Origin of the sequence: Burkholderia sp. Ac-20345 (assembly GCF_017104825.1) — a bacterium.
In the GTDB taxonomy this organism is placed as follows: domain Bacteria; phylum Pseudomonadota; class Gammaproteobacteria; order Burkholderiales; family Burkholderiaceae; genus Burkholderia; species Burkholderia lata_B.
In genome coordinates this window covers 1-23,141 of the sequence record NZ_JAAGPO010000111.1, presented here as the reverse complement: position 1 = coordinate 23,141, position 23,141 = coordinate 1, and the positions used below count along the sequence as shown (strand labels likewise).

The 23,141-nt window shown below is 60.2% G+C and carries 23 protein-coding genes and 4 pseudogenes; 13 read left to right on the top strand and 14 right to left on the bottom strand.

Going from position 1 to position 23,141, the window contains the following annotated elements; all coding sequences use genetic code 11:
- Positions 1 to 141 precede the first annotated feature (141 nt).
- The 3 genes and pseudogenes from G3O06_RS30605 (at position 142) to G3O06_RS30595 (ending at position 2,498) form a co-directional block, all read left to right on the top strand.
- Positions 142 to 732: a hypothetical protein gene (locus tag G3O06_RS30605; protein WP_205818439.1), complete on the top strand. Its 591-nt coding sequence runs from the start codon at positions 142 to 144 to the stop codon at positions 730 to 732.
- A gap of 103 nt (positions 733 to 835) precedes the next feature.
- A pseudogene (locus G3O06_RS30600) lies at positions 836 to 1,944 on the top strand (IS3 family transposase).
- A gap of 110 nt (positions 1,945 to 2,054) precedes the next feature.
- Positions 2,055 to 2,498, top strand: coding sequence for a hypothetical protein (locus G3O06_RS30595; RefSeq protein WP_205818438.1), 444 nt, complete (start codon positions 2,055 to 2,057; stop codon positions 2,496 to 2,498).
- Between the two features lie 373 nt (positions 2,499 to 2,871).
- Here G3O06_RS30595 and G3O06_RS30590 read toward each other — a convergent pair whose 3' ends face one another.
- The 6 genes and pseudogenes from G3O06_RS30590 to G3O06_RS30560 form a co-directional block, all read right to left on the bottom strand.
- Complete coding sequence (locus G3O06_RS30590; protein WP_205818437.1) at positions 2,872 to 3,741, bottom strand: hypothetical protein; 870 nt, start codon at positions 3,739 to 3,741, stop codon at positions 2,872 to 2,874.
- 190 nt (positions 3,742 to 3,931) lie between these two features.
- Entirely contained in the window at positions 3,932 to 4,567 is a 636-nt protein-coding gene (locus G3O06_RS30585; protein ID WP_205818436.1) for a hypothetical protein, read from the bottom strand.
- Between the two features lie 369 nt (positions 4,568 to 4,936).
- Positions 4,937 to 5,791, bottom strand: a complete 855-nt coding sequence (locus G3O06_RS30580) for an HNH endonuclease signature motif containing protein (RefSeq protein ID WP_184247879.1) — start codon at positions 5,789 to 5,791, stop codon at positions 4,937 to 4,939.
- A 292-nt stretch (positions 5,792 to 6,083) separates the two neighbouring features.
- Entirely contained in the window at positions 6,084 to 7,118 is a 1,035-nt protein-coding gene (locus tag G3O06_RS30575) for a hypothetical protein (RefSeq protein WP_205818435.1), read from the bottom strand.
- Positions 7,119 to 7,867: 749 nt separating this feature from the next.
- Positions 7,868 to 8,199 (bottom strand): annotated as a pseudogene (locus G3O06_RS30565) (transposase); the annotation flags it as partial.
- Between the two features lie 292 nt (positions 8,200 to 8,491).
- A complete protein-coding gene (locus G3O06_RS30560) occupies positions 8,492 to 8,884 on the bottom strand; it encodes a hypothetical protein (RefSeq protein WP_205818433.1) in 393 nt (130 codons plus the stop codon).
- Between the two features lie 237 nt (positions 8,885 to 9,121).
- Here G3O06_RS30560 and G3O06_RS30555 point away from each other — a divergent pair, with 237 nt between their 5' ends.
- The 3 genes from G3O06_RS30555 to G3O06_RS30545 are packed head-to-tail and all read left to right on the top strand — an operon-like array spanning position 9,122 to position 9,976.
- Positions 9,122 to 9,367 (top strand): AbrB/MazE/SpoVT family DNA-binding domain-containing protein, encoded by a 246-nt coding sequence (locus G3O06_RS30555; RefSeq protein WP_175779623.1) that lies wholly within the window; start codon positions 9,122 to 9,124, stop codon positions 9,365 to 9,367.
- Positions 9,364 to 9,759 carry a type II toxin-antitoxin system VapC family toxin gene (locus tag G3O06_RS30550; protein WP_044847222.1) on the top strand — a complete coding sequence of 132 codons (396 nt, stop codon included), beginning with the start codon at positions 9,364 to 9,366 and terminating at the stop codon, positions 9,757 to 9,759. The genes G3O06_RS30555 and G3O06_RS30550 overlap by 4 nt, the downstream gene beginning before the upstream one ends.
- Before the next feature lie 37 nt (positions 9,760 to 9,796).
- The gene (locus G3O06_RS30545; protein ID WP_095401672.1) at positions 9,797 to 9,976 is read left to right on the top strand and encodes a hypothetical protein; all 180 of its coding nucleotides are present in this window, start codon (positions 9,797 to 9,799) and stop codon (positions 9,974 to 9,976) included.
- Positions 9,977 to 10,058: 82 nt separating this feature from the next.
- Here the strand turns inward: G3O06_RS30545 and G3O06_RS30540 are convergent, their stop codons facing one another.
- The gene (locus G3O06_RS30540; RefSeq protein WP_205818432.1) at positions 10,059 to 10,214 is read right to left on the bottom strand and encodes a hypothetical protein; all 156 of its coding nucleotides are present in this window, start codon (positions 10,212 to 10,214) and stop codon (positions 10,059 to 10,061) included.
- 342 nt (positions 10,215 to 10,556) lie between these two features.
- Here G3O06_RS30540 and G3O06_RS49280 point away from each other — a divergent pair, with 342 nt between their 5' ends.
- From G3O06_RS49280 to G3O06_RS30520, 4 genes are all read left to right on the top strand, one after another.
- The gene (locus tag G3O06_RS49280; protein WP_241020320.1) at positions 10,557 to 10,958 is read left to right on the top strand and encodes a DUF6283 family protein; all 402 of its coding nucleotides are present in this window, start codon (positions 10,557 to 10,559) and stop codon (positions 10,956 to 10,958) included.
- A gap of 1,363 nt (positions 10,959 to 12,321) precedes the next feature.
- A complete protein-coding gene (locus G3O06_RS30530; protein ID WP_205818430.1) occupies positions 12,322 to 12,684 on the top strand; it encodes a hypothetical protein in 363 nt (120 codons plus the stop codon).
- Positions 12,681 to 13,703, top strand: a complete 1,023-nt coding sequence (locus tag G3O06_RS30525; protein WP_205818446.1) for a PHB depolymerase family esterase — start codon at positions 12,681 to 12,683, stop codon at positions 13,701 to 13,703. Before G3O06_RS30530 ends, G3O06_RS30525 begins: the two co-directional genes overlap by 4 nt.
- A gap of 594 nt (positions 13,704 to 14,297) precedes the next feature.
- Positions 14,298 to 14,507 carry a hypothetical protein gene (locus tag G3O06_RS30520; protein WP_205818429.1) on the top strand — a complete coding sequence of 70 codons (210 nt, stop codon included), beginning with the start codon at positions 14,298 to 14,300 and terminating at the stop codon, positions 14,505 to 14,507.
- Positions 14,508 to 14,673: 166 nt separating this feature from the next.
- Here the strand turns inward: G3O06_RS30520 and G3O06_RS30515 are convergent.
- Positions 14,674 to 14,829 (bottom strand): annotated as a pseudogene (locus G3O06_RS30515) (IS6 family transposase); the annotation flags it as partial.
- A gap of 120 nt (positions 14,830 to 14,949) precedes the next feature.
- Positions 14,950 to 16,536 carry a glycosyl hydrolase family 18 protein gene (locus G3O06_RS30510; protein WP_174982661.1) on the bottom strand — a complete coding sequence of 529 codons (1,587 nt, stop codon included), beginning with the start codon at positions 16,534 to 16,536 and terminating at the stop codon, positions 14,950 to 14,952.
- Between the two features lie 451 nt (positions 16,537 to 16,987).
- Here G3O06_RS30510 and G3O06_RS50060 point away from each other — a divergent pair, with 451 nt between their 5' ends.
- The 3 genes from G3O06_RS50060 to G3O06_RS30495 all read left to right on the top strand — a co-directional run bounded on the left by G3O06_RS50060 (position 16,988) and on the right by G3O06_RS30495 (position 18,326).
- Positions 16,988 to 17,143, top strand: a complete 156-nt coding sequence (locus tag G3O06_RS50060; RefSeq protein WP_174974171.1) for a phage integrase family protein — start codon at positions 16,988 to 16,990, stop codon at positions 17,141 to 17,143.
- 284 nt (positions 17,144 to 17,427) lie between these two features.
- Positions 17,428 to 17,856, top strand: coding sequence for an antitoxin Xre/MbcA/ParS toxin-binding domain-containing protein (locus tag G3O06_RS30500; RefSeq protein ID WP_017335769.1), 429 nt, complete (start codon positions 17,428 to 17,430; stop codon positions 17,854 to 17,856).
- Complete coding sequence (locus tag G3O06_RS30495) at positions 17,853 to 18,326, top strand: RES domain-containing protein (protein WP_174998885.1); 474 nt, start codon at positions 17,853 to 17,855, stop codon at positions 18,324 to 18,326. The genes G3O06_RS30500 and G3O06_RS30495 overlap by 4 nt, the downstream gene beginning before the upstream one ends.
- A gap of 650 nt (positions 18,327 to 18,976) precedes the next feature.
- Here G3O06_RS30495 and G3O06_RS30490 read toward each other — a convergent pair.
- The 5 genes and pseudogenes from G3O06_RS30490 to sctL all read right to left on the bottom strand — a co-directional run.
- Positions 18,977 to 19,573, bottom strand: a complete 597-nt coding sequence (locus tag G3O06_RS30490; RefSeq protein ID WP_205818428.1) for a hypothetical protein — start codon at positions 19,571 to 19,573, stop codon at positions 18,977 to 18,979.
- Positions 19,574 to 19,922: 349 nt separating this feature from the next.
- Positions 19,923 to 20,726: pseudogene (sctT, locus tag G3O06_RS30485) on the bottom strand (type III secretion system export apparatus subunit SctT); the annotation flags it as partial.
- A gap of 75 nt (positions 20,727 to 20,801) precedes the next feature.
- On the bottom strand, positions 20,802 to 21,308 hold the full coding sequence (locus G3O06_RS30480) for a type III secretion protein HrpB7 (protein ID WP_205818427.1): 507 nt from the start codon (positions 21,306 to 21,308) through the stop codon (positions 20,802 to 20,804).
- Positions 21,305 to 22,633 carry a type III secretion system ATPase SctN gene (sctN, locus tag G3O06_RS30475; RefSeq protein ID WP_174974112.1) on the bottom strand — a complete coding sequence of 443 codons (1,329 nt, stop codon included), beginning with the start codon at positions 22,631 to 22,633 and terminating at the stop codon, positions 21,305 to 21,307. The genes G3O06_RS30480 and sctN overlap by 4 nt, the downstream gene beginning before the upstream one ends.
- A partial coding sequence (gene sctL, locus G3O06_RS30470) for a type III secretion system stator protein SctL (protein WP_205818426.1) occupies positions 22,630 to 23,141 on the bottom strand: 512 nt, incomplete at its 5' end. The genes sctL and sctN, both read right to left, overlap by 4 nt.

Here is a 23,141-nt window from a genome sequence, read left to right as displayed (position 1 = left end):
GGGTTGCGGTTCAGCGAACGGGCAGGTCATTTCATCTAATGAAGCAGGGGATCGACGCATGCGTTTTCTACAACATTAACTCGCGCACGGGAAACCCGGAAGAAGAAGCGATAACTACGAAAAATTGAAAAGGAATCTCCAATGAGCCTATCTGGATTAGTGAAGCAGGAAGATGTAGAGATCGTTTCATCCGAGGGCGAATTGCGGTGCCACGTCAAGGGATCTTTCACGGGAACCATGGTCTTGATTACGGACACGAGCGCTGATGTCAGAGTCGGTGACGAGATCCGGCGGCAGCTTCCGAACGGCAAGCAAGAGGTCTTCACAGTTGACGATCCAACGTTTTACAGCAGCGGCCCATTTGGCGCACATTATCAGGTGAAGGTGTCGCGCCCGAAGGTATTCGATAGCCATACCGGCGGACATTATTCAGTGAACGTGAGTGGAAGCAATGCCCGTGTCAACATCCATTCCAATGACCACTCAGTCAACCTCGTATCTAAAGAGGATGTGTTTAGTCAAATGCGGAAAAAGGTCGAAAACGAGCTTTTTGCTTCTGCCGAGAGAGACATGCTTTTGGACGCTATCGATCGCTTGGAATCAGCAAAACACGACAAAGGAGCATTTGCGCGCCACTATCAAGGCTTCATTACCGCGGCCGCTGCACATATGACCGTCATCGCTCCCTTTCTCCCTGCCTTGGGTGAATTGCTCGTGAAGATGCATAGCTAAAACGTCGGACAACGGCAATGACCATGATCTGCTATAGAAATCCTAGACAGAAATGAGTGTTAGTGTTTCGGAGCAATTTTCCCCATGACGCGGGAGGTTGGCGATGAAACGCAAACAGTACTCGGTGGAGCAGATCGTGGCCGCGCTCAAGCAGGCCGAGCTGGGCATGCCGGTGGCGGACCTGATCCGGCAACTGGGAATCTCCGAGCAGACGTACTACCGCTGGTAGAAGCTGTATGCGGGCCTGGAGTCAAACCAGGTCCGTGAACTGACGCAACTGCAGGACGAGAATGCGCGGCTCAAGAAGCTGGTTGCGGAGCTCAGTCTGGACAAGGCGATCCTGCAGGATATCGCCACAAAAAAGTGGCCCCGCCCGCGCTGAAGAGGCAGGCAGTGACCTACATCGTGGATCATTACGGTCTTCCGACGCAGCGGGCGTGCCGTCTGGTGAGGCAGGCGCGCAGCACCCACTACTATCGCAGCGTCAAGGATCCGCAGACGGCGTTACGCCAGCGTATGCGTGAGATCGCGCAAGCCCACGTGCGATACGGCTACCGGCGCGTTCATGTGCTGCTCAAACGCGAAGGCTGGCGTGTGAGCCGCAACCGGGTCTACCGGCTGTACGCCGAAGAGCAGTTGCAGCTACGCTCGAAGCTGCCCAAACGACGCAAGATGGTGGTGTCTCGCCGTGAACGCTGCGTGCCGGTTCGACCCAACGAGGTCTGGAGCCTGGACTTCGTGGCCGATCAACTGGCCAACGGCACCCGCCTGCGAGCCTTGACGATCGTAGACGTCTTCAGCCGTGAAGCACTTGCCATCGAAGTCGGACAGCGCTTGCGCGCAGAAGACGTTGTGTCGGTGCTGAACCGGCTGGTAGCCCAGCGCCATGCGCCGCGGTTCCTGTTCGCCGATAACGGCAGCGAGTTCTCGGGTCGTCTGCTGGATATGTGGGCGTACCACTACAAGGTACAGATCGACTTCAGCCGTCCGGGCAGGCCCACGGATAACAGCTTCATCGAGACATTCAACGGCTCGTTCCGGGACGAATGCCTGAACCTGCACTGGTTCGAATCTCTGGCGGAGGCAAAACGCGAGATCGAGGCCTGGCGACGGGACTACAATGAGACCCGGCCTCACATGGCGCTCAACGAATTGACGCCGGGCGAGTTTGCCCGGCAGTACGGCCTTCGGCCTACGGCCGAAGGCTCATGAAAGGCCAGACACTAACACTGCAACGTGTCCAGGAAACCCAAGCGGTTCAACCATTTCCATGAACCTTGCGGGAGCTACTTACCGTCAGGCGATCTTTGCGCTCGCGAGCGATGGTGGAACTGCCGCGCTGTGAAACGCGGGCGCAATTGATATTTGAATCGTTACAGCCACCGATCGAACTGCGTTGCGGCTGGGCTGATCGCGTGGGTGGTGGGACGGTTGGACGGTATGCCACCTATTCGCTTACGGTCACCGCGAAACGGATTCGCCACGCTGCATGCTTCTTTGACAGTAGAGCTGAGGAAATCCTAAATATGCAAACTGTATCGATAACGATTGATTCGGCAGACAGGATAGCGTTTGAGCGTATCTATTGGAAATGTGTTAAGGAAGCGCGGCCAAAGCAACCAGGGGAACTGGTCCTGTCATTTGACCTACCAGCGGCGCAATTCGTGGCGAGGTCTACCGTGTATAGAGGCGTTTCAGCATGGTTGCTGGACAACTATCTCTCCGACGCGCTGCAGGATGAAGGAATGGCGTTTGACGTAGGTTAGGTCCGTCGGTAGTCTCGCAGGGATCTGGGCTGTCCCGTCGCCTCCGTCTTTCCTGAGTTCATCGCCTGCGGGCTATAGTCGCGGGAGAGGTGACAAACGAGGGAAGACGGCGGAGGCCGCAACGGCTGCAGACGGCACTGACTCCAGGCAAGCGACTCGCGCAGGCACGGATCGGGGAACCGGGCCGTAGGGGGCAAGGATGGAAGCCGGAAGGGCGACACGCTGCAGGCGGCTCGATGCGCAGCACAAGAGCCCGGCCCTGCCGCATGGAATGCGCAGCGAGACCGCGGATCCTGGCGAGGGTGATGGTTCCGGACGGAGCATTCGCCAGGTTATCCCAGGAATGGATTTCCTGACGGCGTGGATTTCTGCCCTACCGCGTTGCCTCGTGCGGCGTCCCGTTCTGTTTACTGGTTAGCAGAGGGGGCGGCTGGTGGCTCGCCGAAGCGTTGAGTCGCGCACGTATGACCTCGAGCGTCCGCTCCATGGTTTCGAGATGCGTCGCGTTGTCGCGGGTCAGGTTGACAAGGTCGGTACGCTGCGCCTGAGTGCGAGGCGGCTCGGCGAGAATCCTGACGTCCGTCGGCGGAGCGAAGAACCATTGGATGACAGAGAACAGGGTTCCGCTGAGGCCGACCGTTAATACCCACCGGGTCACGTTGCCCGAATACTTTGAAATCCGTGTCCGGCGTAGACGGCCGTTGACGCTGCGCTGCCGGAAGAGGCGAAGTACCGATACCATGAGTCGATCCCGGAGCGTCGGTTGACCCTCCAGGCACGTGCACTGCATATACGCGATGAGCCAGCGAAAGTAGCGTGATAGAACCTGATTATTCAGCAGTTTCGCCGGGTCTTCGACGATCCCGAGCTTGATGAAATCTTCCAGTGGCTTGGTACCTTCGCTGACTGCAGGATGCAGAAACACGTGAACCCTTCCAAGATCATCCCGCATAAATTCCAGGGTTGCACCGTGTTCCGCAAGCAATCTCACTGTCCGGCGCATGGAACTGTCAAGAACCCTGGCCGAATCGTAGGGACGGGCGCCAAAGAAAACTTCGAACTGCCGTGCGTTCTGTCCGCCGGCTCTGCCGCCCGGCGTGATGCAAAAGGAATAGATCTGGTCGAACCGTTGAGCCTCAGGGTTGTGGTCGCAGAGCACCCTGAATTTATGCTTGGCGAACCGTGTGAATGTTTTAAATTTCCTGTATCGCTGCAGGCGTGGGCTTTGTGCAGATAACGTCACCTGATGCTCTCTTCTATGTTGCGCGGATCGCGAAGTAAGTCTGGTTCATAACAGACCGCAATCCGGTCGACTCTTCCGGCGCGGTGCCTGGTGGAATGGGGCGATGTCAACGCGTTCAGGACGAGGCGCGGCCAGAATGGGCTGGTTTATCACAGAGGACGGAAATTGTCGGGTATCTCGCGACAAAGGGCTATGGTGCGTAATTAGTGTTTTCCTGCACCCAGCGCCGTTGACTGGCAGACAGGGCAGGCCACAATTTTCTGATTTTCCACTCCGCCATTCTGCGTAGCTGAGTTTTTTCCCGGTCTCGCCGGATAGTGACCTTGAAATCGGCGGGCGCGTATTCAATACGATGCTGATCGAGGCGCCAGAACAGGACAGCCAACTGGTCTGGGGTGAAGGCATCCCGCTCCATGACGTAGGAAATGAAGGACTGGATGTTGAACTGCTCTTCGACGCCTGCGAGCTCCACGAGCGTATTGATGAGCTTGCGCTTCTTCGCTTCCGTGACCAGAAAGCGGCGATCCCGGTTGACACGTTGCCGGGATTCTTCGGCATTGAGAATATTTCCGAGTGGGTCGGTCGCCGAGATGCCGAACCGGTTGATACACTCGGAGCCGACCAGCATTTCGTTGCCGTTGTGCTGGTTGACGATCCTGAAGTGGTAGCGGATATCCGGGTGCCCGCAAAGCCGGCATGTCTCAGTCGGCGTTTCCATGTCGAACATGTCGCCGGCATAAACCCATTCGCGAAGTGCGACATGAAACTGGCGTTGCTCGACACTCAGCGGCAGGAGATTGGTGGCGCTTCGTTCAGCCCAGCTCATGGCTCAGCTCGTTACCTCATGAGATGGTCCGATGACCTCAGAAGGAGGGGCGGGGCGGTTCGTCAGCCAGCGCATCGCGCAAGGCGCAGCATGATCTCTGGTATGCCGGACAATAGCGGCGGCTGATGCGCCCCCCGGACCTGTGCGGTGATGGCGTCGGATGGTAATTTTCCGGGGCACCGTAGAGATAGTCGAACGGGAACAGGTAGCCCGTCCGTCGTCAATCAGGCATCGTGGTTCGAGTGGCCATTCGGACATGACTACTGCTACCCCGTGTAGGCTGCTGGATTATTTCTACTATTATGGCACGGGCATGGCGGCGATAAGCGTGGTGTTCGCCGGGATCTGGCCGGGGCTTTCGCATCGATTTCAGCGTTGTCCCGAGCCGCTGGCCTCGTCGCTTTCCCACTCGCCCTGAAACACGTAGTCTAGGTGGTAGCGCAAAAATACGGCCTGCTTTGCGCAGGGTTTCCGGCGAAGGGGGGCTGGCAGTCCAAGCAACACCCGGTCATGTGCTCCGACGATCGATGCGACGTGCATGGACCCGGTGACCGGATTGAAACCAATCAGTCCCGCGTCGAACAGCCTGTCCAATGAGCCGACCAGGGGCAGTCCGTTGTGTGGGTCTAACCGTTCGCCATCGTTCGAAAGAGCCCAGGGCTTCGCATGCGAGGCAACTACCACAGGGGCGAGGGAACAACCGGTGACGGCGCATGCGTTGTTCCATAAGGCCAGCACGTTGTCGCGATACCTGTCCTGTCGCAACCGCCCCTGTCCCACGCGCTCCCGGGAGGTAGGAAAGTTCGGGGGGCTCGTGACAATGCCGCTCGGCTCAAGGTCATCTTCGTCGTGTACATCACCGTTCTTGTCCGCGTCGACACATGCGCGGACGAGGATCTGCTCAAGATTGGCAAACTCGTTGAGCACGCCATCCGTGGCGCGGGGAGGCCTGCGCCGCGTCTCGGATGAGTGGAGTGCCTGCGGAAGGTTGCCAAGCCAGACCGTCGTAGTGCGGAAATGCTCACCGTTACTGCTTTGCACGTACAGGGAAACGATCCTGCGTTCGATGGGGTGAATGCCTCGCCAGAAGCGTCGCCATCTGCTGTCGAAGAGTTGTGGATCAGACTTCGTCCAGTTGAAGCGCTCAAGCAACCGGACAAGATGTCGTGCTGTATCTGGAGCCAATTGGACGTGAATGTCGGTGCCTGCGAAGAGCTTGACCATGATGGTGCCCTCCGGTCCCTGCAGGAAGCCAGGTGAATGCATCAGCTATGTGCCTCATTGTCTGGATCAGGATTGTTCAGATAGCACGCGAGGTTGGTGACCTTCCACGCGAGCCGTCCGTCGATGTGGACGGAGCGGACTGGGTCATTCTCCAGGCGGGCCGGTTGCCCCGGTTGAGCGTATGAACGCCTCATCGTCGGGAAGTGCACGCGGCTTTTCGCCGGTGCGGCGAGGCTGCACTCGACAAAGCCCGCTCAACAGCAGGAGACACTCGCAATGTCAATCAGCCCGGTCAAGGCTGGCTGGCGGACGATTCCAGTCTTCTGGCCAGCGCCGCCAACCTGGCCCGCCGCTGCGTCTTGATTTGCGCTGAGGCGAGTTCGGGCCGTGGCAGGAGCTGCATCACATAACTTTGGCATGCTTTATCCATCTCACCAACGGGAGTCAGACCGAAGTGCCCCAGGCGCATATAGCGACCGGTTTCCGGGTCAAACTCGTGTTGGATGATTGCGGCCTTGATGTTTCTGCAGAAGACCGGAAAGGAAACATCGGCGGATGCAATCGTTGAAATGTGTAGCGATGTTGAACCCTCTTGGAGTGTGGTTTCTATGCAGTAGGCAAAGAGCGCCAGGTCGTGGGCGACATTCCAGAGGCGGCCAGCCTCCTTTTCGGCCTTGGGCGAGATTGCCATGTCGCTCTGGATCTTGGCGGCTACTTTGGCATCAAAGAGATCAGGATTATGTTTGACGAAGAATGCGGTTGCGGCAAATAGGTACGCAAACGTAAACCTTGGCAGTTCCTCTGAGATGATGCATTCGGACAGAGTCTTGACCTGATCCTCGAACGGGCGCGTGCTATTCCATATTTCTTTGATCAATGGAAGGTAGTCGCGCAACAGGGCGACATTGTATTCAAGGTTCGGCTTGAGCGATTCGAGTGTCGATATCAGCCTGTTGATATTCACATCGCTGATGCTGATGCCGAAGTCCGCCTTGAGCGTACTCCGGTACTGCTCAAGCGCGCGATCGGGATTGCCGTGACGCAGTCGTTGCTCAATCAGTGCAAACCCCGGATCGATCGTTAGTCGATGCCGTTGGGCGAATTGCAGGAGCAGCTGCACGGATTCGCTGTCTGGCTTCTGCCGGATAAAGTTGAAAACGTTGGTGTCCAGAACAACAGCATAGTCGACCGCCTGGAAACCAGTTGCCGATTCGGGCGCGCCCCAGAATACCGAATCGATCACGATCTGTTGGTCTTCGCTTGCACGCGGAGTGAGGATTTCGCATTCGAAGAATGGCGTGCGTGAATACATCTCATACCTGCTCATATCACTTTCTTGGAGATTGGGTGTAGCGTTGTCAGTGACAGGCAGTATGGCGAACTCTTATTGATCTCTTTGCCTGATGCGGTGAGCTAGCTTGCTAGATTGATGCCGGACTGCCCTGACGGGACAAGAACGATTGAACCTGCTCCCGGGGGTGCGGAAAGAAATCCCGAATGTCTCTGCACGTCCCATCGGCGTGGATGGTGACGTGGTTGACCCAGCCGAGCAGATTCAGAAAAGTATCGTTTCCATATTGGGGTGGTGCGCCATACTGGATCTGCTCGCGACCGGGCCGGCAATTCTCCGGATCCCCGAGTGCGTGGAAAATGCGGCAAACGAGTGGACGGAACCTATATATTCCACACGCCCCTGCGTCGGTCAGGAAGGGGCAGGGCGAACGATGTCCTGTCGTCAACCTCCCTGCGGCCCGCAGGGGAACACCGGTATGAACCTGTATGTATTCGGCCTCGAGGGTCGTCAACTGGACATCCATCGAACAGCAATGCGAGCAGCCTTTGGAGCACGACGCAAATGTGCTGACGTAGGGTCCGAATTTGTCGAGATACGCGTAGACGAGCGTCAGTTGTTCGCCCAGCTGACGTCCCAGCTGGTTCAGCGAGTCATAAAGCGCATTGGCCTCATTTACAAGCGCCAGTGAAATCGGCGGCAGTCTGACGTCATTGGGGTTCTTGTGAAACCTGATAGGAGCCGCTGTCACGATAGTCCCGTAATTGTGTGCTTGCGATGTTCTCTCACAGATCGTTATATCGGTCGGACATCAGCAAAACTTGAGTGCGCTGGAAACAGCGTAAGCACTCAAGTAGCGCTGTAGCTGCGCTCCACGGCAGCAATTCGTCGACGCGGTTAGCCGGGTGATCAGGCCGTACATTGCCGCCGCGCGTTCGCTGCCCGAGTCGGCTCCCACGGGCAGATAGTTGCGACGGCCCAGGGCGACACCGCGCAGCGTCCGCTCAGCGATCAGGTTATCGATCTCTGCGCGCACATCGCTGCAGTAATACGCGAGCGCAGGCCAGCGATTCAATGCGTAGCGAATCGCTTTAATCGACCCGTGGGGCTCAGTCTTTCTGATTGTGATCTTGGCAGCGGTTGGCTTTGTCAGGACCGCGTTGGAAAATGCTTGACGGTATCAATGTCGGTGTTGTCACCGCAGATCGTCTCGAGGTGCACCATCTTCGCGATTTTTCGAACGAAGTAAGCACCGGTTCTCCATTGCTGTCCGTGGAGAAGCGGTAAGTGCCGGCAGTATTCTTCGGTACCCGCGACGGTATCGTTGCAACGTGAACCGTCGGAACGGCCGCCCATACAAGGGTCCAGCCCGCCCGTTGACAATCGAGTGGGTATCAACGACTCAGGCGTTAGATCATCGCCGTGGACGGAGACAGGGCGCAGTAGGGGCAGTTCAGCGGGAACGCACCACGTTCTCGGCGGACCACAATGTTGCCGGCCAGACGCGCTGGCTGCGGCTCGCGGTAGAGGCCGAACTCCTGCAACACTTGAGCATCCGGATGCGTGTCGTCGATGTTGCCCGCCAGCAGTGCATCCAGGCAAGGCACGAGGGACTCGATACACTTGCTATTTTTGAACAGGCGTGCGCTGGCGTCCCTCGCCGGCGTTTCCGTGGCGCCGAGCGCCGCCTGAGCCTGGCAGTATGTGATGACGTCGCAAGTCATTGCCCAGTTGGCGGCAGCGGCCGGCCCTGTGCCACGGACCTTCTTGAACCTCTCCCAACTAGACAAGACGTCGTTCAAGATCGGGTGCTCGCCGAGGTGCGAGGCGAGAGCCTGTCTTGCCGACTGGACTCGCACCGCATGAGGCACCTTGCCCAGGATCGAAGCCAGTTTGTCGACGTCAATCAGTTCGACGCGCTCGATGGGCCCCTGGGGATCCCGGCCGAGGATTTTGGGGTTAGCGGTGCGATGCGTTTGGAATCTATTCTTGCTTTTTGATACTCCTTACCATAAAGTAAGGAGGAAGGAGGTGCCATCATGGCAGCAGCAACTATTACTTCAAAGGGTCAGGTCACGATCCCGGTGGACGTGCGTAATCAGCTTGGCTTGGAGGCCGGCGACCGGATCGAATTCAGCTTCAACGAGGCGACAGGCCGGTACGAGGTCTATCCAGCGACGCGCTCGCTCGTGGCGCTCAAGGGCGTTGTGAAGAAGCCCGCGAAACCGGTGTCGATTGACGACATGAATCAGGCCATCGCCGAGCAGGGGGCGTCAGCGCGATGATCGGACTGGATACAAACGTGCTAGTCCGCTACTTCGCGCAAGACGATGAGGTTCAGTCGAAGAAGGCGACGGCACTGATGGAGTCCCTGTCGCCCGAGCGGCCGGGATATGTTTCGCAGGTCGCATTGATCGAGGTTGTCTGGGTACTTGGGCGCTGCTACGGTGTTGAACGAGAGCAGATGAAGGACATCGTTGAATCGATGATCGGGACCAAAGAGCTGGTCGTCGAAAGTGCTGATACGGTACGTAAGGCACTCCGCGTTTTCGCGTCTTCAAAGGCGGATTTCGCGGATTGCCTGATCGAGCGTTCTGGGCATGTAGCCGAGTGCGAGTACACGGCTACTTTCGACGTGTCGGCCTCGAAGGTCGCGGGGATGCAGTTGATCAAGTAATCGTGCCGACGGCCAATACGCTGAGAAAGGAAATGATATGTTCACCAGAGCCCGAGCGGAACTGAAGGAACTCGTAACTCTCGTGGCGGAAATCGAACGCTACGACGCGACGCTGGCTGCAAAGCGCGACATCATTCCGACCGAGGAGTCGCGGCAAGAGCGGCGTCGCAAAGAGATGCGAAAACTCGAACTGCTCGACAAGTACGAACTCGCTTAAGGAAGCGGAGCTGATGGAACAGATTTACAGTATTGACGTCTCGACGGCTGGCGACACCGTATGGGTGACGGGTCATGATGGATCATGTGTCGGGCGATTCAGCAAGCGTTTTGGCGTAGACGTACATCGGACCGTAACCGAGCAGTTGGCCGGCGCGGACCAGTGCCTGCATTGCACGCACGAGGCGGCTGGCACTGAGGAATGGCGTGCCTTCCGTGAAGCAGTCCTGATGCATCATGGGATTGACGTACCGGTTGACACGATCCGGTTTTGAGCGAGGAAATGCTATCTATGTATCTCGGAGCAATCTCGATCCGTTGCCTATATTGTGGCCGCCGTGCATTGTGCAATGCGAGCAAAGGCATGTGGTGTGGGCACTGCAAGAACGGCACAGTGCGATAGGAGGGCGAGCGATGATTTCCGCGTGCGCAAAACTAGGGCAAGACATGTGGAGCGACTGTAGCCGACCGAGGCGCGAGGCAGAAGCACAGGCGCGGGAATTGGTTCTGGTGAAGTGCCCATGCGTGGCGTCGGCGTATGTCGTCGATGTTGCGATCGTTTATGACGAAGCCACTGGATTATGAAAACATCTGGCAGACCTTGTGCGTCATGTCCTTGGCGCCGTGCCGCGGGTGCGGCAGATATTCCAAACTTCGATCTCGAACTGGCCGAAAAGTTGGCTGGTACATGCCCTGATCACCGGGGTATGGGGCCGGACTATGGAGCCAGTATGTTTGCATGTCATCAATCCCGGCAAGGAGAGGAGTTCGCATGCGCCGGCTGGCTGGCTAAAGTTGGACATCGTCATCCCGCAGTGCGCTTGGCCGTGGCTGGTGGGCGGCTTGATCCTGAGGCGCTGGAGCCAGGCGTGGACTGGCCGGAACTGCATGACAGCTATCAGGAAGTGCTGGACAAGCTGCGTGAGACGTTGAATTTCGAAGACACGGTCAACGGAGATGAGCCGGCAGTCAAAATCGATTGATCCAACGCGCGCCGTTGTTCTACGTTGCCGCTTCGCCAGCTTGTCTGATGTTGAGCGTGTCGTTGTCGGATAGTCGAGCTGGTAACACGCTCGGTGGTGGCTGATGGCATTGAAGCGACGAGCAGTTCGGATGCTGCCGAGAACGCTGGCGACTTCCAGTGCTCACCTGATGGGGCTGCGTCGCTTCCGCTTTTTAGTGTTTTTTTAGTGTTTTCGCGGGGCGACGGAAATTTTATATTGGGGGGCAGAGCGGAAAACCTTACGGGCATTGGCTCGGATCACAGTCGCAATTCAAAGTTAAATGAATTGTGAAGGTTGGGGTGGTCTGCGGGGGCGCGGTGAAATCCGTCGAAGCTCCAACTGGCAGGGGCCTTCGAACGGGTGAGCCGCCAATATTTACCAAGCACCGGTTCGCGCCGCGATATTTAGTGTTCGTCGAGTTGCGTGGTGAATCCGGACTTTGGCTTACCGATCAAATCGGACTGGGAAACGAGCGTTGTTTGACTGCGGTCGCGAATCACACCGAGCGTCTGATGCGCATTGATAGACGGATGAGTTTGCAAGCTAGCGCGACCGATGTGTGGTGCGCGTGTGGACGCGGAAGTTTGACAGCTTTTTACGTAGAAACTTCAGGGGGCGAGTTAGGACGTGCGCGGTTGTGCAGTGAAAGAGGGGCACGATGCGCTCCGCCGAAGTGGTCCATGTCGAGGCAGGATCCGGCGGAATGAAGGGGAACATAGTAAGGGCTATGTTACCCTTCATTTCGGGACATTCTCGCCTATCACCGAAACACGCCTCGCTCACTCAAAAATTGTGTTGATCGTCGGCCAGTCGCCGGGCAAGGAAAGATGCCAACTCGAGATACCCGCCATCGAAGGCGAGTGCGGCCTGAATTGACAATTTCGTCGGCAATCTGTCCAAAGTAGTGCTGTCACTTCGGTTTCGTTCGCATTAAATTTGTCACTTCGCGTGTTAAATTTTTAGAGAGATTGATTTGATTGTCTCTAAAACCAAACCAATGTCGGCCGTTTCGCTGTCGACGGCGTGACGTGTGTGATGCTCCGCACAGCTCGCATCTGTCCATACATGCAATGAATCGTCGAGCGGGCGAGTATGTGGCGCATGAAACAAACTGACGTTGAACTGAAATGCAGCGGACATACCTGATCCAGAGAGGCATCAGAGCAGGAAAGGTAACCAGTGCGAATCCGGCACGAAAGCGCAAATCGGCGAGGATGCCTGATCGGTTGTCGCCAAAGCCCGAGCGTAAAATGGAACCACGCCAGTCGTAGAGCAAAATAATTCTGTCACTCCAGAACCCCCGGAGATCAAGGCACTCGGGCCACGAGTTAACAACTTTGCGTTGGGCTACGACACGAGCCAGCGGCTCCCCCTGTTAGATGAAGCAGGTGCAACTGCGGATCTTTTTCATGCACAGTTTCCGCAGCGGAATTGCGTCACTTTCCGCGCTTCGACGCGCATGAAAAATGGGGCTATGCATTCGGTACATCATCAGCGCACAGCGTGCCGTCTCGAAATAGTCACGGGGGCGATCATACAATTTTCGGTCGCAAAAGCTGCCCTTCGGCTGTTCGAGATTCAGAATCAAAGTCGCGCAATTCGTTTTGCCCGCAACAATCAGAACGCTGCACGCCAGCTTTCGACCACGCTCATCAAAGACGCTTCGTGCATTCGAACCCTCGACGAAACAGGAGTCTTGCCGTGAAAATCACTCGTACCCTGGCTGCTGCCGTCATCGGCATCGCACTGTGTTCTCGTGTCGCCTCGGCTGTCGAACCGCTTCCCGCGTTGAGCGCCGATCCCACCCATACTTCGGTATCGGGCCTTTCGTCCGGCGCATTCATGGCCGTTCAGTATCAGGTCGCCTACTCCGGCTCCGTCGTCGGTGCTGGCATCGTCGCCGGCGGCCCGTATTACTGCGCGGCCGGCAACCTGTTCAACGCCGGCGTCTGCATGGGCCAAGTGCCCTTCGTGCCGCCAAATCCCGCTTTGATGGTGAGCGCGGCGCAGGGCTTCGCCGCGCTCGGCCAGATCGACCCGCTGGACAGCCTGCAGCACGGCCGGATGATCTACGTGTTCAGCGGCACCAAGGATACGGTCGTATATCAGCAGGCCGTCGACGCGACAGTGTCATTCTTCAAGGAAGCCGGCGTGCCCGACGGCAATCTCTCGTACGTGAACACGGTGCCAGCCGGCCATGCTCTGATTACGCCGTCGTTCGGTAACGACTGCCCAGCCAATGCATCGCCCTACATCAGTCATTGCACGATCGCGAAACACAACTACGATCAGCCGGGCGCGTTGCTGAAATTCATCTACGGTCCGCTGAATCCGCCGGCAAATCCGCTCAGCGGCAAGATCATCACGTTCAATCAGCGCGAATTCGCCAGTGCTGCGACCGGGATGGCCGACGAGGCCTATGCATATGTCCCGCAGACTTGCGCGCGGGGCGCGGCGTGCCGAATTCACGTTGCGTTCCATGGCTGCAAGCAATCGGCGAGCGTCGTCGGGAACGATTTCTATCAGAAGACCAGCTATAACAGCTGGGCAGATGCGAACAACATCGTGGTGCTGTATCCGCAGGTCAACGCGTCCACGATCCCTTACAACCCCCAGGGCTGCTGGGACTGGTTCGGCTACACCGGCCAGAACTACGCGCTGAAGTCCGGCGCGCAGATGCTCGCCGTGAACGCGATGATCACCCGACTCACGTCGAAACCCTGACGGAGCGCTTACCCCCGCATGCGCCGCCGGGGCGCATGCGGGACGATGCAGGGTGCCGCTGTCGGCCGGCCGCCAGAATCAGCGACGTTCAAGAAATGCGGGAACTCAACACTGATAAGGTCCACAACAGCCTGCTAGATCCAATCTGCCGACGCCATCAAAATCGAGCACAGAGGTGGCCCTGCTCGTTCGGACAGTATTCTGAGATTTTTAAGTGGAACGTCCGGGGCCGATCTGGAGCACATTCCTGCGTCGATTCCACGGCAGGCGAAAAACATGGATCGCTTGCTCGCGAACATCAGCAAATATCGACAGCGGCGCTCTGAGGTATCGTTGTACAGGCGATATTAGCGTAACTAGTGCACCCAGTAGCAGAATTAACGGACTTCAACACAAGGCGGATCAACGCAAATGTAAACCGCGATTTCGAGATCGATTGAAAGCGCTCACGCGGCACGAAAGCGGACATCGCAATGTTGCGTTCGCAACCATTTTCGGCGATACATTCAATTATGTCTGCCGCAGCGGCCCAAGACGACCATCATTCAATGCGTTCGGGCCGCCGCTACGCATAATCCGGGGCTGAGCATAATCGTGAATATGCGAAGCTTCGCATATTCAAAAATCCCGGCCGCCCCTCAAGAATGGGCGCTGGATCCGCAGACGGACGAGCTCGTTGCGGCGCTCATCGCGTGGCACGACGATCAGTTGCACGCGGTGCCGCTGGCGGTGTTCGCCGAGGCGCTCGAGCGGCTTGAGCGGATGCGCGACGGCCGATCCTACGATCAGCCCCGACGATCTTGACTACCAACAGGACACGAGTGGCTGATCAGTCATTGAGATGGAAGCCACGGATCCATTACCGTGTGTCGCCGGGCGCCATGCCTGGCCACTCGATCTTATCGACCAAGTATCCTCGATGGCGCAGAAACGCAATCAACCCGTTGGGCCCGCCAAATTTGTCGCATCAGCGCCGGATCGTTTCGCAGCTCACCACGACACCGCGCTCGAACAGCAATTCTTCGACATCGGGCAGGCTGAGCTGGAAGCGGAAATACCACCGCACGGCCTGAGCAATGGTGGCCGCAGGAAACCGGCGTCCACGATAGAGCGAGGTCTTTTTCATGTCGTTATCCTACGCCAACGCGACAATGCCGGTGCGTCGTTCAAAGACCGCGTACCTTGAGCGAGGGATTGGGCACGCGGACCGGCATGCTGGACTCCAGCTAAAAATGCTTTGCTAGCATTAACGGTTCGGCGTCACCCCGGTGGGCTTGGTGGCGGCGGTGGCGCTGCGCAACTCGCCCATGGTGGACAGCAGTGAGCCTTGTATATCGTCGCCATCCAATGACCAGCTGAACACGCCGCCCAGCTGCTGGGCTTTGACATAGCCCAGCTTGGTGCGGATCACATCCGGTGTGTCATAACTCCAGAACTGCGTGCCGTCATAGCTCCACAGCTGCTTGGTGACGGGATGCACATAACGCGCGCCTGCGCGGCCCCCCAGCACACGATAGTCCTCGTAACCCGCCTCGTAAGTGCCGGGCGCGGGGCCGGTGGCGCTTTGATACAGGCCATTGCCATTAGGGCCGGCGGCCACGCCGGTCCAGCCGCGGCCATAGAAGGGGATGCCCACATTGATGCGGTTGCGGGCCAGGCCAGCGCTGACCAGGGCATTCACCGCGTCGTCGATATCATAGAACTTGGCGTCGTTCTGGGCCGGATTGGCCGGATCCGGATAGAGGTTGGAGTGGAAGTTGGTGGGGCCTTGCGCTTCCCAGCCGCCATGGAAGTCATAAGACATCACATTGGCCCAGTCCAGGTAAGCGCCGTAGTTGCTCGGTTCGGTATTGCGGATTTTGTCCACTCCGGCGCCCAGCGCGGCGGAAAGGTAATAGCGACGCTTGTTCTGCTGGCCCAGCGCATCCAGCTGACGGCGGAACTCCGCCAGCAGCAGGGTGAAGTTTTGCTTGTCCGCTGCGCTGTAATGATTGGTGGGCAGGCCACCGGCCACCGGGTATTCCCAGTCGATGTCAAAGCCGTCAAACACGCCCAGCGCCACACCCTGTCCCCCAGCGTTTTCTTGTTGCGGCAGGTTGCCCTTGATGTAGAGGTTGATGCAGGAGGAAACCAGCGCCTGGCGGCTGGCGTCGCTGGCGGCTACGGTGGAGAAATTCTTGGACCAGGTCCAGCCGCCCAGGGCGATCAGCACCTTGAGCTGCGGATTTTTCAGTTTCAGCTTACGCAGTTGGTTGAAGTTGCCGCGTAGTGGGGTGTCCCAGCTGTCTGCCTGGCCGTCCACGGACTCCGCCGCGGAGACGGCGCGCTGGTAATCCGCCCAGGCGTCGCCGCCATCGCCATTGCCGCTTTCCGCCACCGTAACCATGCCGCACTGGCCGTTGGCGTAGACATTGCCAAAAGCGTAGTTGAGCACGGTGAGTTTTTTATCGCCTCCGCTGGCCATCAGGTTTTTCACAAAATACTGGCGCTGATAAATGCCCCATTGGGTGAAATAAGAGCCCACGTTGTAGCCCACGGTGGGCGTGGGTTCCGGCGGCACGCCGCTGCCTGAGCCGCCGCCGCTGATAGGCGCGCATGAGTTGGCGGCGCGCTGCTGCCAAACGGCCCCTTGGCTGGCTGTAGGCGTTTCCCCTCGCGTCCACCATTGCGCTTGCCAGGTTTGGCCGTTGTACAAGGCGTAATCGCCCGCGTTATAGATCTGGCTGGATTGCCAGGCGCTGCAGCTGGGCAGGGCATAGGCCGCAGAGCTGGCCACGATGAGGCTGCTCGCGCCGATCAGGGGCAGGCACAGGCGGTGAATCGAACGTTGCATTACATTCTCCTTTGCTTTACGGCGGATGCCGGTGATGAAGCCTGGTTTACTTTGGTATGTATTTGGTATTAAATTGGTATCAGTATTGACCAGGATTTGGGAAATGCAAGGAGAATTTCGGGGCGCTTCAGAAAATCTATGGTCACCCCCTTTTTTTGCAAGACTGATTTCGATGTCGTTGTTGGCTTGCGTAAATCTATTCGGCGTCGTTTAATTGATATCCCGAAAAATCTAGCGATGACAATGTGATAACTGTTAAGTCAACCTGAATACGCTGTTGAAGCGCATCGTATTCTTGAACATCGGCACGGATATGCATTTAAATGCGTAACAATGTCCACGGCGGGGCCCTGCGCGAGATCCGCGCTCGCATCGCCCTCCATACCGGAAGCAGGGCGCGGAGAGCTGCGAGTCTCGTTGAGACGTCGCAGCCCGAGCACGCGCTCGAGGGCTGGTTCGACCCCAACTCATTGCGCGGCTCACGGCCGCCGACGTCGCTACGTGTGCCGATCTGCTCACACTGATTCGCAAGCGGCGTCAGCGCTGGTATCGCGCGGCGCTGTACTTCAGCCCGCCCGGCGCGCACCTGGCAAACCACGGTCCGTGACGGCGTTACGAGGATGGAGTAGGAGGCACCACGGGCATCACTCAGCAATGAGTATCAGCCTCCCGAGCGAGATGGCCGACGGCGTGCGGCAGCGGGTCCTCAGCGGCACCTATGCCACGTCAGAAGTAATGAATCCGCAACGCGCTGCGCTGCGCGGGTTCGCCGGCCACAAGCCGAAGTGACCGACCGCCATTCGATTCGGCCGCACCGTGGTGGCACCCTTGTATCTGGTATCATGTGAACTGCACTCTGGTATCAATTGATACTTTATGGAGGGATCCGACATGTTGCTTGTGACCCCTGAAGCGGTGGCCGACGTGATGGAGCTTCGGCCCGTACCGCATACGCTGGCGGAGCTCGAGGCCCGTGTGCGCGACGGCCTGCCGAAGGCCGCGCTGAAGGCCGGCGTTGAGCACGCGACCGACGGCGCCGATGCGCGCCGCGCGCTGCTGGCGCGCATCATCCCCGAGGCAACCTACAAGCGTCGGCGCGACCGACTCACGCAGGACGAATCCGAGAAGACCGAACGGCTAGCGCGAATCGTCGCGACCGCGGCGTACGTGTGGGATGACGCAGACGCGGCCCGCCAGTTCCTGGCTGCACCGCACCCGGAGCTCGAGGGGCGTGCGCCGCTGGACGTCGCGCTCACCGAACTCGGCGCGCGTCGCGTCGAGGAAGTGCTGTGGAAGCTCTTCTACGGGCTTCCGGCATGAAGTTGTACCGCATCGCCGACACGCGGCACACGATCTGGAGCGGCACCGGCGCGATGCTGATCGGCGGACGCTTCAACAGCCCGGGCCGTCCGGTCATTTACGCGGCGCTGACGTTCGCGGGCGCCATGCTCGAGGTGCTCGTCCACGCGCGTATCGGCAGGGTGCCAAAGACGCACGCATGCGTCGAGTCGACCGTGTCCGATGACGTGAGCATCGAACGACACACCGCCGAATCGTTGCCCGAAGGGTGGGACGCCGCGGCGCAGCAGATCGCCCGTCGATTCGGCGACGCATGGCTGACGGAAGCGCGCAGCGCGATCCTGGTAGTGCCGTCGGTCGTCGCGCGCGCGGAATACAACGCGCTGGTGAATCCCGCACACCCGGACGCCGTACGGATTGTAGTTGCGGAACCGCGGCCGGTCGTATGGGATGAACGACTGTTTGTCATGCCGGCGGGCGGCGCATCGTAACCCGGCTGCGTGGCACGCGCCGCGCCGCGACGCCGCGCGCGAAATTCACGATCGATCGCGGTAAGGCGCTTTCCAAGCTTCAAGTAGAGCTTGACTGCCGTAGAGCAAATTAAATCTGTCACTCCAGAATCCCCGCCGATCTAGGCATCCGGACCCTGAGTCGACGACTTTATTGACAGTCTTACCAAAATAATGTCGTCGATTCGCATATGTCTGGATTAAATTTGTCTACATGAACGCCCCCCTTTGCGCCGGACTTTCGAGCCTTCGAAAAACAGGATGGGCTGCAGCTCTACATTCGGCCTTGTTGCAGCCTGATTCGCTGCGGGCCCCTATGAAATCCGCAGACTCACGCCTCATTCAACTCGCGAGCTTTTCAGGCTCAGACAAATTTTCAGGCTTGGTGAGTCCCAGGTCCTACCTGTTTTGTCATCACACTCGAATGCCACCGCAACTTTTGACGTTTGACCCTGAACCGGAATTAGTCCCGATCGGAAGTGGAGATTTCCGGCTTGTGACCCTGAACCGGACTATTTCCTGGGTCAGGGTCACGTCGAACGGGCGGCCGTTTTCCACGAACTTCAACACCAGCGCCTCGGCCCCGCGGGACGGGGCGGCGAGGCGGCGCGCCGCGTGACGCATCGAATGCGTCACTCGTGCGTCGTGCGCGTCGGAGAAGGCAGCGTCGCGAATTCCTGATGCAGGCTCGCCGACGCGGCCACGGAGATTTCCGGACGCGGATCTTTCCGGGCCGTCTCGAAATCGCGCGCGGGCCCGACGGTCATCGAAGCCACGGCGTTGATCGCCGAACCGGCCGCGGTCATCGCGGCGTCGCGATACTCTCCGCGCTGAAAATGCTCGACCGCGTCTTTGCCGAACGACTTGCTTTCGTTCATGTGCGCGCCCGTATGCGTCTGCGTGCCTTGCGAGAGGCCGTCGAGATTGCCCACCACGCTTTTGTGCGAGCCTTCCGTGATGCCGTACTGGCCGTGCTGCAGCACCGAGCTGACCCCGAACACGGCCGCCGAATAGTACGTCGCGTCCTGTTTCTCCATATGGCTGGCCGCCTGTTGCGTGACGTCGTTGCGGCGTGTATGCGGCGTCGACAGATTGTTCAGTCCGCTCAGCGTCGCGCCGCCCGTCGGTCGATCGCTCGAACGCCGCGTCGATTGCGAATCGTTGCTCGACGAAGTGGTTGTGGTTTGAGTGTCGAGAGGCGCGGTGCTGCCGCCGGTGATTTTTGGCATGGTCGGTACCTTTTATCAAGAGGAGGAGAGTGCGTCGGGCGCCATGGCGCTCGACGGCAAAAATCGACGGGCCGCTCCGCCGTCGGAATCGCATGACGGTAACTGCCGATCGATGGAGGGATGATGCGCGTCGCGGCGGGCGTGACGGCTGGATACGCGAAGCGAGCGGCGCGAAAGCGAAACGTCGAGTGCGTGGCCCGGAATCGGGTGGGCGCGAGTCGATCGCGTCGCGCAGCGCGCGCTTCTTCCACGACGTCGACGCATCCTTCGCATGAATGCCCGCGTGGAACCGCCCCGAACGTCCGCTATCTCGATGGCGCTCGCCGTGCGAAAGCAGTTGCCCCGCCTATCGGCCGGCCAGTTGCTTCACCTGCTGCGCGAGCCCCGCCAGCGAAATCTGCCCGCGCATCTCGCTCACGAAACTCCCCGCCAGCACCGCGACGATCAGCACTGCGATCACGCCCTTGAGCGGCTGGCTGACCGACATCAGATCGAGCTTCTGCGCCGAGCGCGAGACGAACGCGAGGCCCAGATCGACGAGCAGCAGCATCGCCATCATCGGTGTCGCGATCCGCGCGACCATGTTCATCAGCATGTCGAGCCGCGCCTGCGCGAACATTTCGAGCAGTGGCGCGGGAACCGGGTTGAATGAACCGAGCGGCCACCACGCATACGATTCGTACAGCGCGCCGAGCAGGAACGTCATGCCGCCCAGCATCCAGAACGACGCGATCGTCAGTTGCCCGAGCAGCGTCGCCATCAGCGACGTCTGCGTGCCCGAGCTCGGGTTCTGCATCTGCACGTTGTTGAAGCCGGCGACGTCGTCGACGTAGGTGCCGATCGCCTCCGCGGCCCAAAACACCGTGGAGGCCGCGATGCCGAGCACGACCCCGATCACGGCTTCCTTCGCGCAAGCGATCACGAGGAACGCGCCGCGGAGCTGCGGGATCAGCACCTGCTGTCCACATGCGACGAAGAGGCACCAGATCGCGGCCGCGCCGCTGCGCAGCGGGCCTTTCAGCACGTTGTCGGCGGTCGCGGGCAGGATCGTCATGATCACGAGAAGCCGCTCGCTCGACAGCGCGAGCAGCACGATGAAGCCGATGAATTCGTCGCCCAGGTGCTGCAGCGGAAAGATGTCGTAGGTCGTCATGCGCATGTCCAGGGCACGTTCCTGAGATGTCGAGAATGCATTCTCAGGGCCGGCCGTCATTGGCGGGAACAGGATTCAGGTCGAGGCCCGCACGGCCGCGAGCCGGCGTGCGAGCACGCCTTCCTCGATCTCCTCGTCCTGTACGTCTTCGGCGGCTGCCTCGGCCGCGCACGCGAGCCGCCGGATCCGCTCGCGCACGACGCCGATCTGCGCGTCGTTGCGCGCGATCCGGCGTGCGGTCGCGGCGAGCTGCTCGATCCTGGCCTGCAGCGCCGCATGCAGGCGAGCGCACTGCGCGCTCGCGAGCGTGTGTTCGTCGAGCAGCACGTCGCGATAGCGGCGACACGCCGCATAATCGCCGATCGCAAACGCCGCATGGCCGGCCGCCATTGCGTCGACGCGCGCCGCATAGCGATTCGCCGCATCGAGCTTCGCGTGCGCTTGCGCTTCGCCCTGCGCGAACTCGGCCGCTGCCGCGTCGCGTTCAGCGCGCTGCGCGGCCTGCTCGGTACGCAGCTTCGCGCCGCGCTGTTCGCGCCGCGCAAGCAGCATCTCGAAGGCGCGCTGTTTCGGGTTCCTCATTGGACGAGCGCGTGCAGCGCGGTGAGTGTCGCGTCGGGCGGCGCGTACTCGTCGGTGCGCTGGTTGAGGAACGTGCGGATCCGGTCGATCTTCGCGACCGCTTCGTCGGCTGCCGCGTCGCTGCCCGCCTGGTATTCGCCGAGCTGCAGCAGCGTTTCGATCTCGCGGTGCTTCGCGAGCAACTGGCGCAGCCGGCCGGCCGCGCCGACGTGCTCGCGCGTCGCGATCTGCGGCATGATCCGTGACAGGCTGCCGAGCACGTCGATCGCCGGATACTGGTTGCGCGCGGCGATCTCGCGCGACAGGATGATGTGGCCGTCGAGAATCCCGCGCACTTCCTCGGCGATCGGGTCGCTGCCCGAATCGTCTTCGGCGAGCACCGTGTAGAGCGCGGTGATCGAGCCTCGCTCGCCCATCCCGGTGCGCTCGAGCAGGCGCGGCAGCTCGGCGAACACGGAAGGCGGGAAGCCGCGTCGCGCGGGCGGCTCGCCGGCCGCGAGGCCGATCTCGCGCCCGGCGCGTGCGAAGCGCGTCAGCGAATCCATCATCAGCAGCACGCGCTTGCCCTGGTCGCGGAAATACTCGGCGATCGCGGTCGCCGCGTACGCGGCCTTCGCGCGCTCGATCGACGAGCGGTCGGACGTCGCGCACACGACCACCGAGCGCGCCATGCCGTCCTCGCCCATGATCAGTTCGACGAACTCGCGCACTTCGCGGCCGCGCTCGCCGATCAGCGCGATCACGTTGATGTCGCACGACGCGCCGCGCGCGAACATCCCGAGCAGCGTGCTCTTGCCGACGCCGGCTGGCGCGAAGATCCCCATCCGCTGGCCTTCGCCGAGCGTGATCAGGCCGTCGACGATCCGCACGCCGGTCGCGAGCGACGCGTCCACCATCCGCCGCGACATCGGGTTCGGCGGCGGCGCGAGCACGGGGCGCAGCGCGTCGTAGTCGAGCGGGCCGCGCCCGTCGATCGGCTCGCCGAAGCTGTCAATCACGCGGCCGAGGATGCCGTTGCCGACCTTCACCGACAGCGGCCGCCGCAAGCCGATCACGCGCGTGCCGCGATTGATCTCGCCGAGCGTGCCGAACGGCGACAGCAGCGCGACGTTGCGCGTGAAGCCGACGACTTCCGCATGCTGGAGCAGCGCGCCAGACGCGCTGCGCAGCTCGCACAGCTCGCCGAGCGTCGCTTCGAGGCCGACGACGCGCACGAGCGTGCCGATCACCTCGAGCACCTTGCCCGTCATGCCGACGGCAGGCTCGATCGCAAGCCGCGCGGCCATCGCGTCGGCGACGCGGGACAAATCGGTCAGTGCGTTCATGGGCGGCTCGCGTCGTCGAGTGCGCGGCCGAGCGCCGCGCGGATCGCGTTCAGTTGCGTGTCGAGGCTCGCGTCGACGGTGCCGAAGTCGGATTCGCACACGCAGGTGCCACGCGCGACGCGCGGCTCGACGACGACCTCGACCGGCACGTTGCGTCCTTGCCGGCGCCACGCGTCGGCAAGCAGCCCGAACTGCTCGCGCGCGGTGTCGTAATCGGCGTCGCACACGCGCACCGTCAGATAGCTTGCGCCGGAGACGACACGCTCGACCGTTTCTGCCGCGCGCGCGAACAGACCCCGCGCGTCCTCCGCGCGCACCATCTGCTGGACGGCCGCGGCGACGAGATTCGCGAGCCGTTCGCGCATTTTGTCGCGCACGCGCCGCTCCTGCTCGAACGAGTCGGCCGCGTTCGCGTGCCAGTCGGCGATCGCCTGCGCGCGGCCCGTGTCGTAGCCGCGCGCATAAGCGCCGTCGTGCTCGCGCCGCGCGGCTTCGACGAGCGCGCGGA

What these genes read in the sequence shown, in the direction of transcription:
- G3O06_RS30605 (WP_205818439.1), top strand. Translation starts at nt 142, where the DNA reads ATGAGCCTATCTGGATTAGTGAAGCAGGAAGATGTAGAGATCGTTTCA.
- G3O06_RS30595 (WP_205818438.1), top strand. Translation starts at nt 2,055, where the DNA reads ATGGTGGAACTGCCGCGCTGTGAAACGCGGGCGCAATTGATATTTGAA.
- G3O06_RS30585 (WP_205818436.1), bottom strand. Translation starts at nt 4,567, where the DNA reads ATGAGCTGGGCTGAACGAAGCGCCACCAATCTCCTGCCGCTGAGTGTC.
- G3O06_RS30580 (WP_184247879.1), bottom strand. Translation starts at nt 5,791, where the DNA reads ATGGTCAAGCTCTTCGCAGGCACCGACATTCACGTCCAATTGGCTCCA.
- G3O06_RS30575 (WP_205818435.1), bottom strand. Translation starts at nt 7,118, where the DNA reads ATGAGCAGGTATGAGATGTATTCACGCACGCCATTCTTCGAATGCGAA.
- G3O06_RS30555 (WP_175779623.1), top strand. Translation starts at nt 9,122, where the DNA reads ATGGCAGCAGCAACTATTACTTCAAAGGGTCAGGTCACGATCCCGGTG.
- G3O06_RS30550 (WP_044847222.1), top strand. Translation starts at nt 9,364, where the DNA reads ATGATCGGACTGGATACAAACGTGCTAGTCCGCTACTTCGCGCAAGAC.
- G3O06_RS30545 (WP_095401672.1), top strand. Translation starts at nt 9,797, where the DNA reads ATGTTCACCAGAGCCCGAGCGGAACTGAAGGAACTCGTAACTCTCGTG.
- G3O06_RS30540 (WP_205818432.1), bottom strand. Translation starts at nt 10,214, where the DNA reads ATGATGCATCAGGACTGCTTCACGGAAGGCACGCCATTCCTCAGTGCC.
- G3O06_RS49280 (WP_241020320.1), top strand. Translation starts at nt 10,557, where the DNA reads ATGAAAACATCTGGCAGACCTTGTGCGTCATGTCCTTGGCGCCGTGCC.
- G3O06_RS30510 (WP_174982661.1), bottom strand. Translation starts at nt 16,536, where the DNA reads ATGCAACGTTCGATTCACCGCCTGTGCCTGCCCCTGATCGGCGCGAGC.
- G3O06_RS30500 (WP_017335769.1), top strand. Translation starts at nt 17,428, where the DNA reads ATGTTGCTTGTGACCCCTGAAGCGGTGGCCGACGTGATGGAGCTTCGG.
- G3O06_RS30495 (WP_174998885.1), top strand. Translation starts at nt 17,853, where the DNA reads ATGAAGTTGTACCGCATCGCCGACACGCGGCACACGATCTGGAGCGGC.
- G3O06_RS30490 (WP_205818428.1), bottom strand. Translation starts at nt 19,573, where the DNA reads ATGCCAAAAATCACCGGCGGCAGCACCGCGCCTCTCGACACTCAAACC.
- G3O06_RS30480 (WP_205818427.1), bottom strand. Translation starts at nt 21,308, where the DNA reads ATGAGGAACCCGAAACAGCGCGCCTTCGAGATGCTGCTTGCGCGGCGC.
- sctN (WP_174974112.1), bottom strand. Translation starts at nt 22,633, where the DNA reads ATGAACGCACTGACCGATTTGTCCCGCGTCGCCGACGCGATGGCCGCG.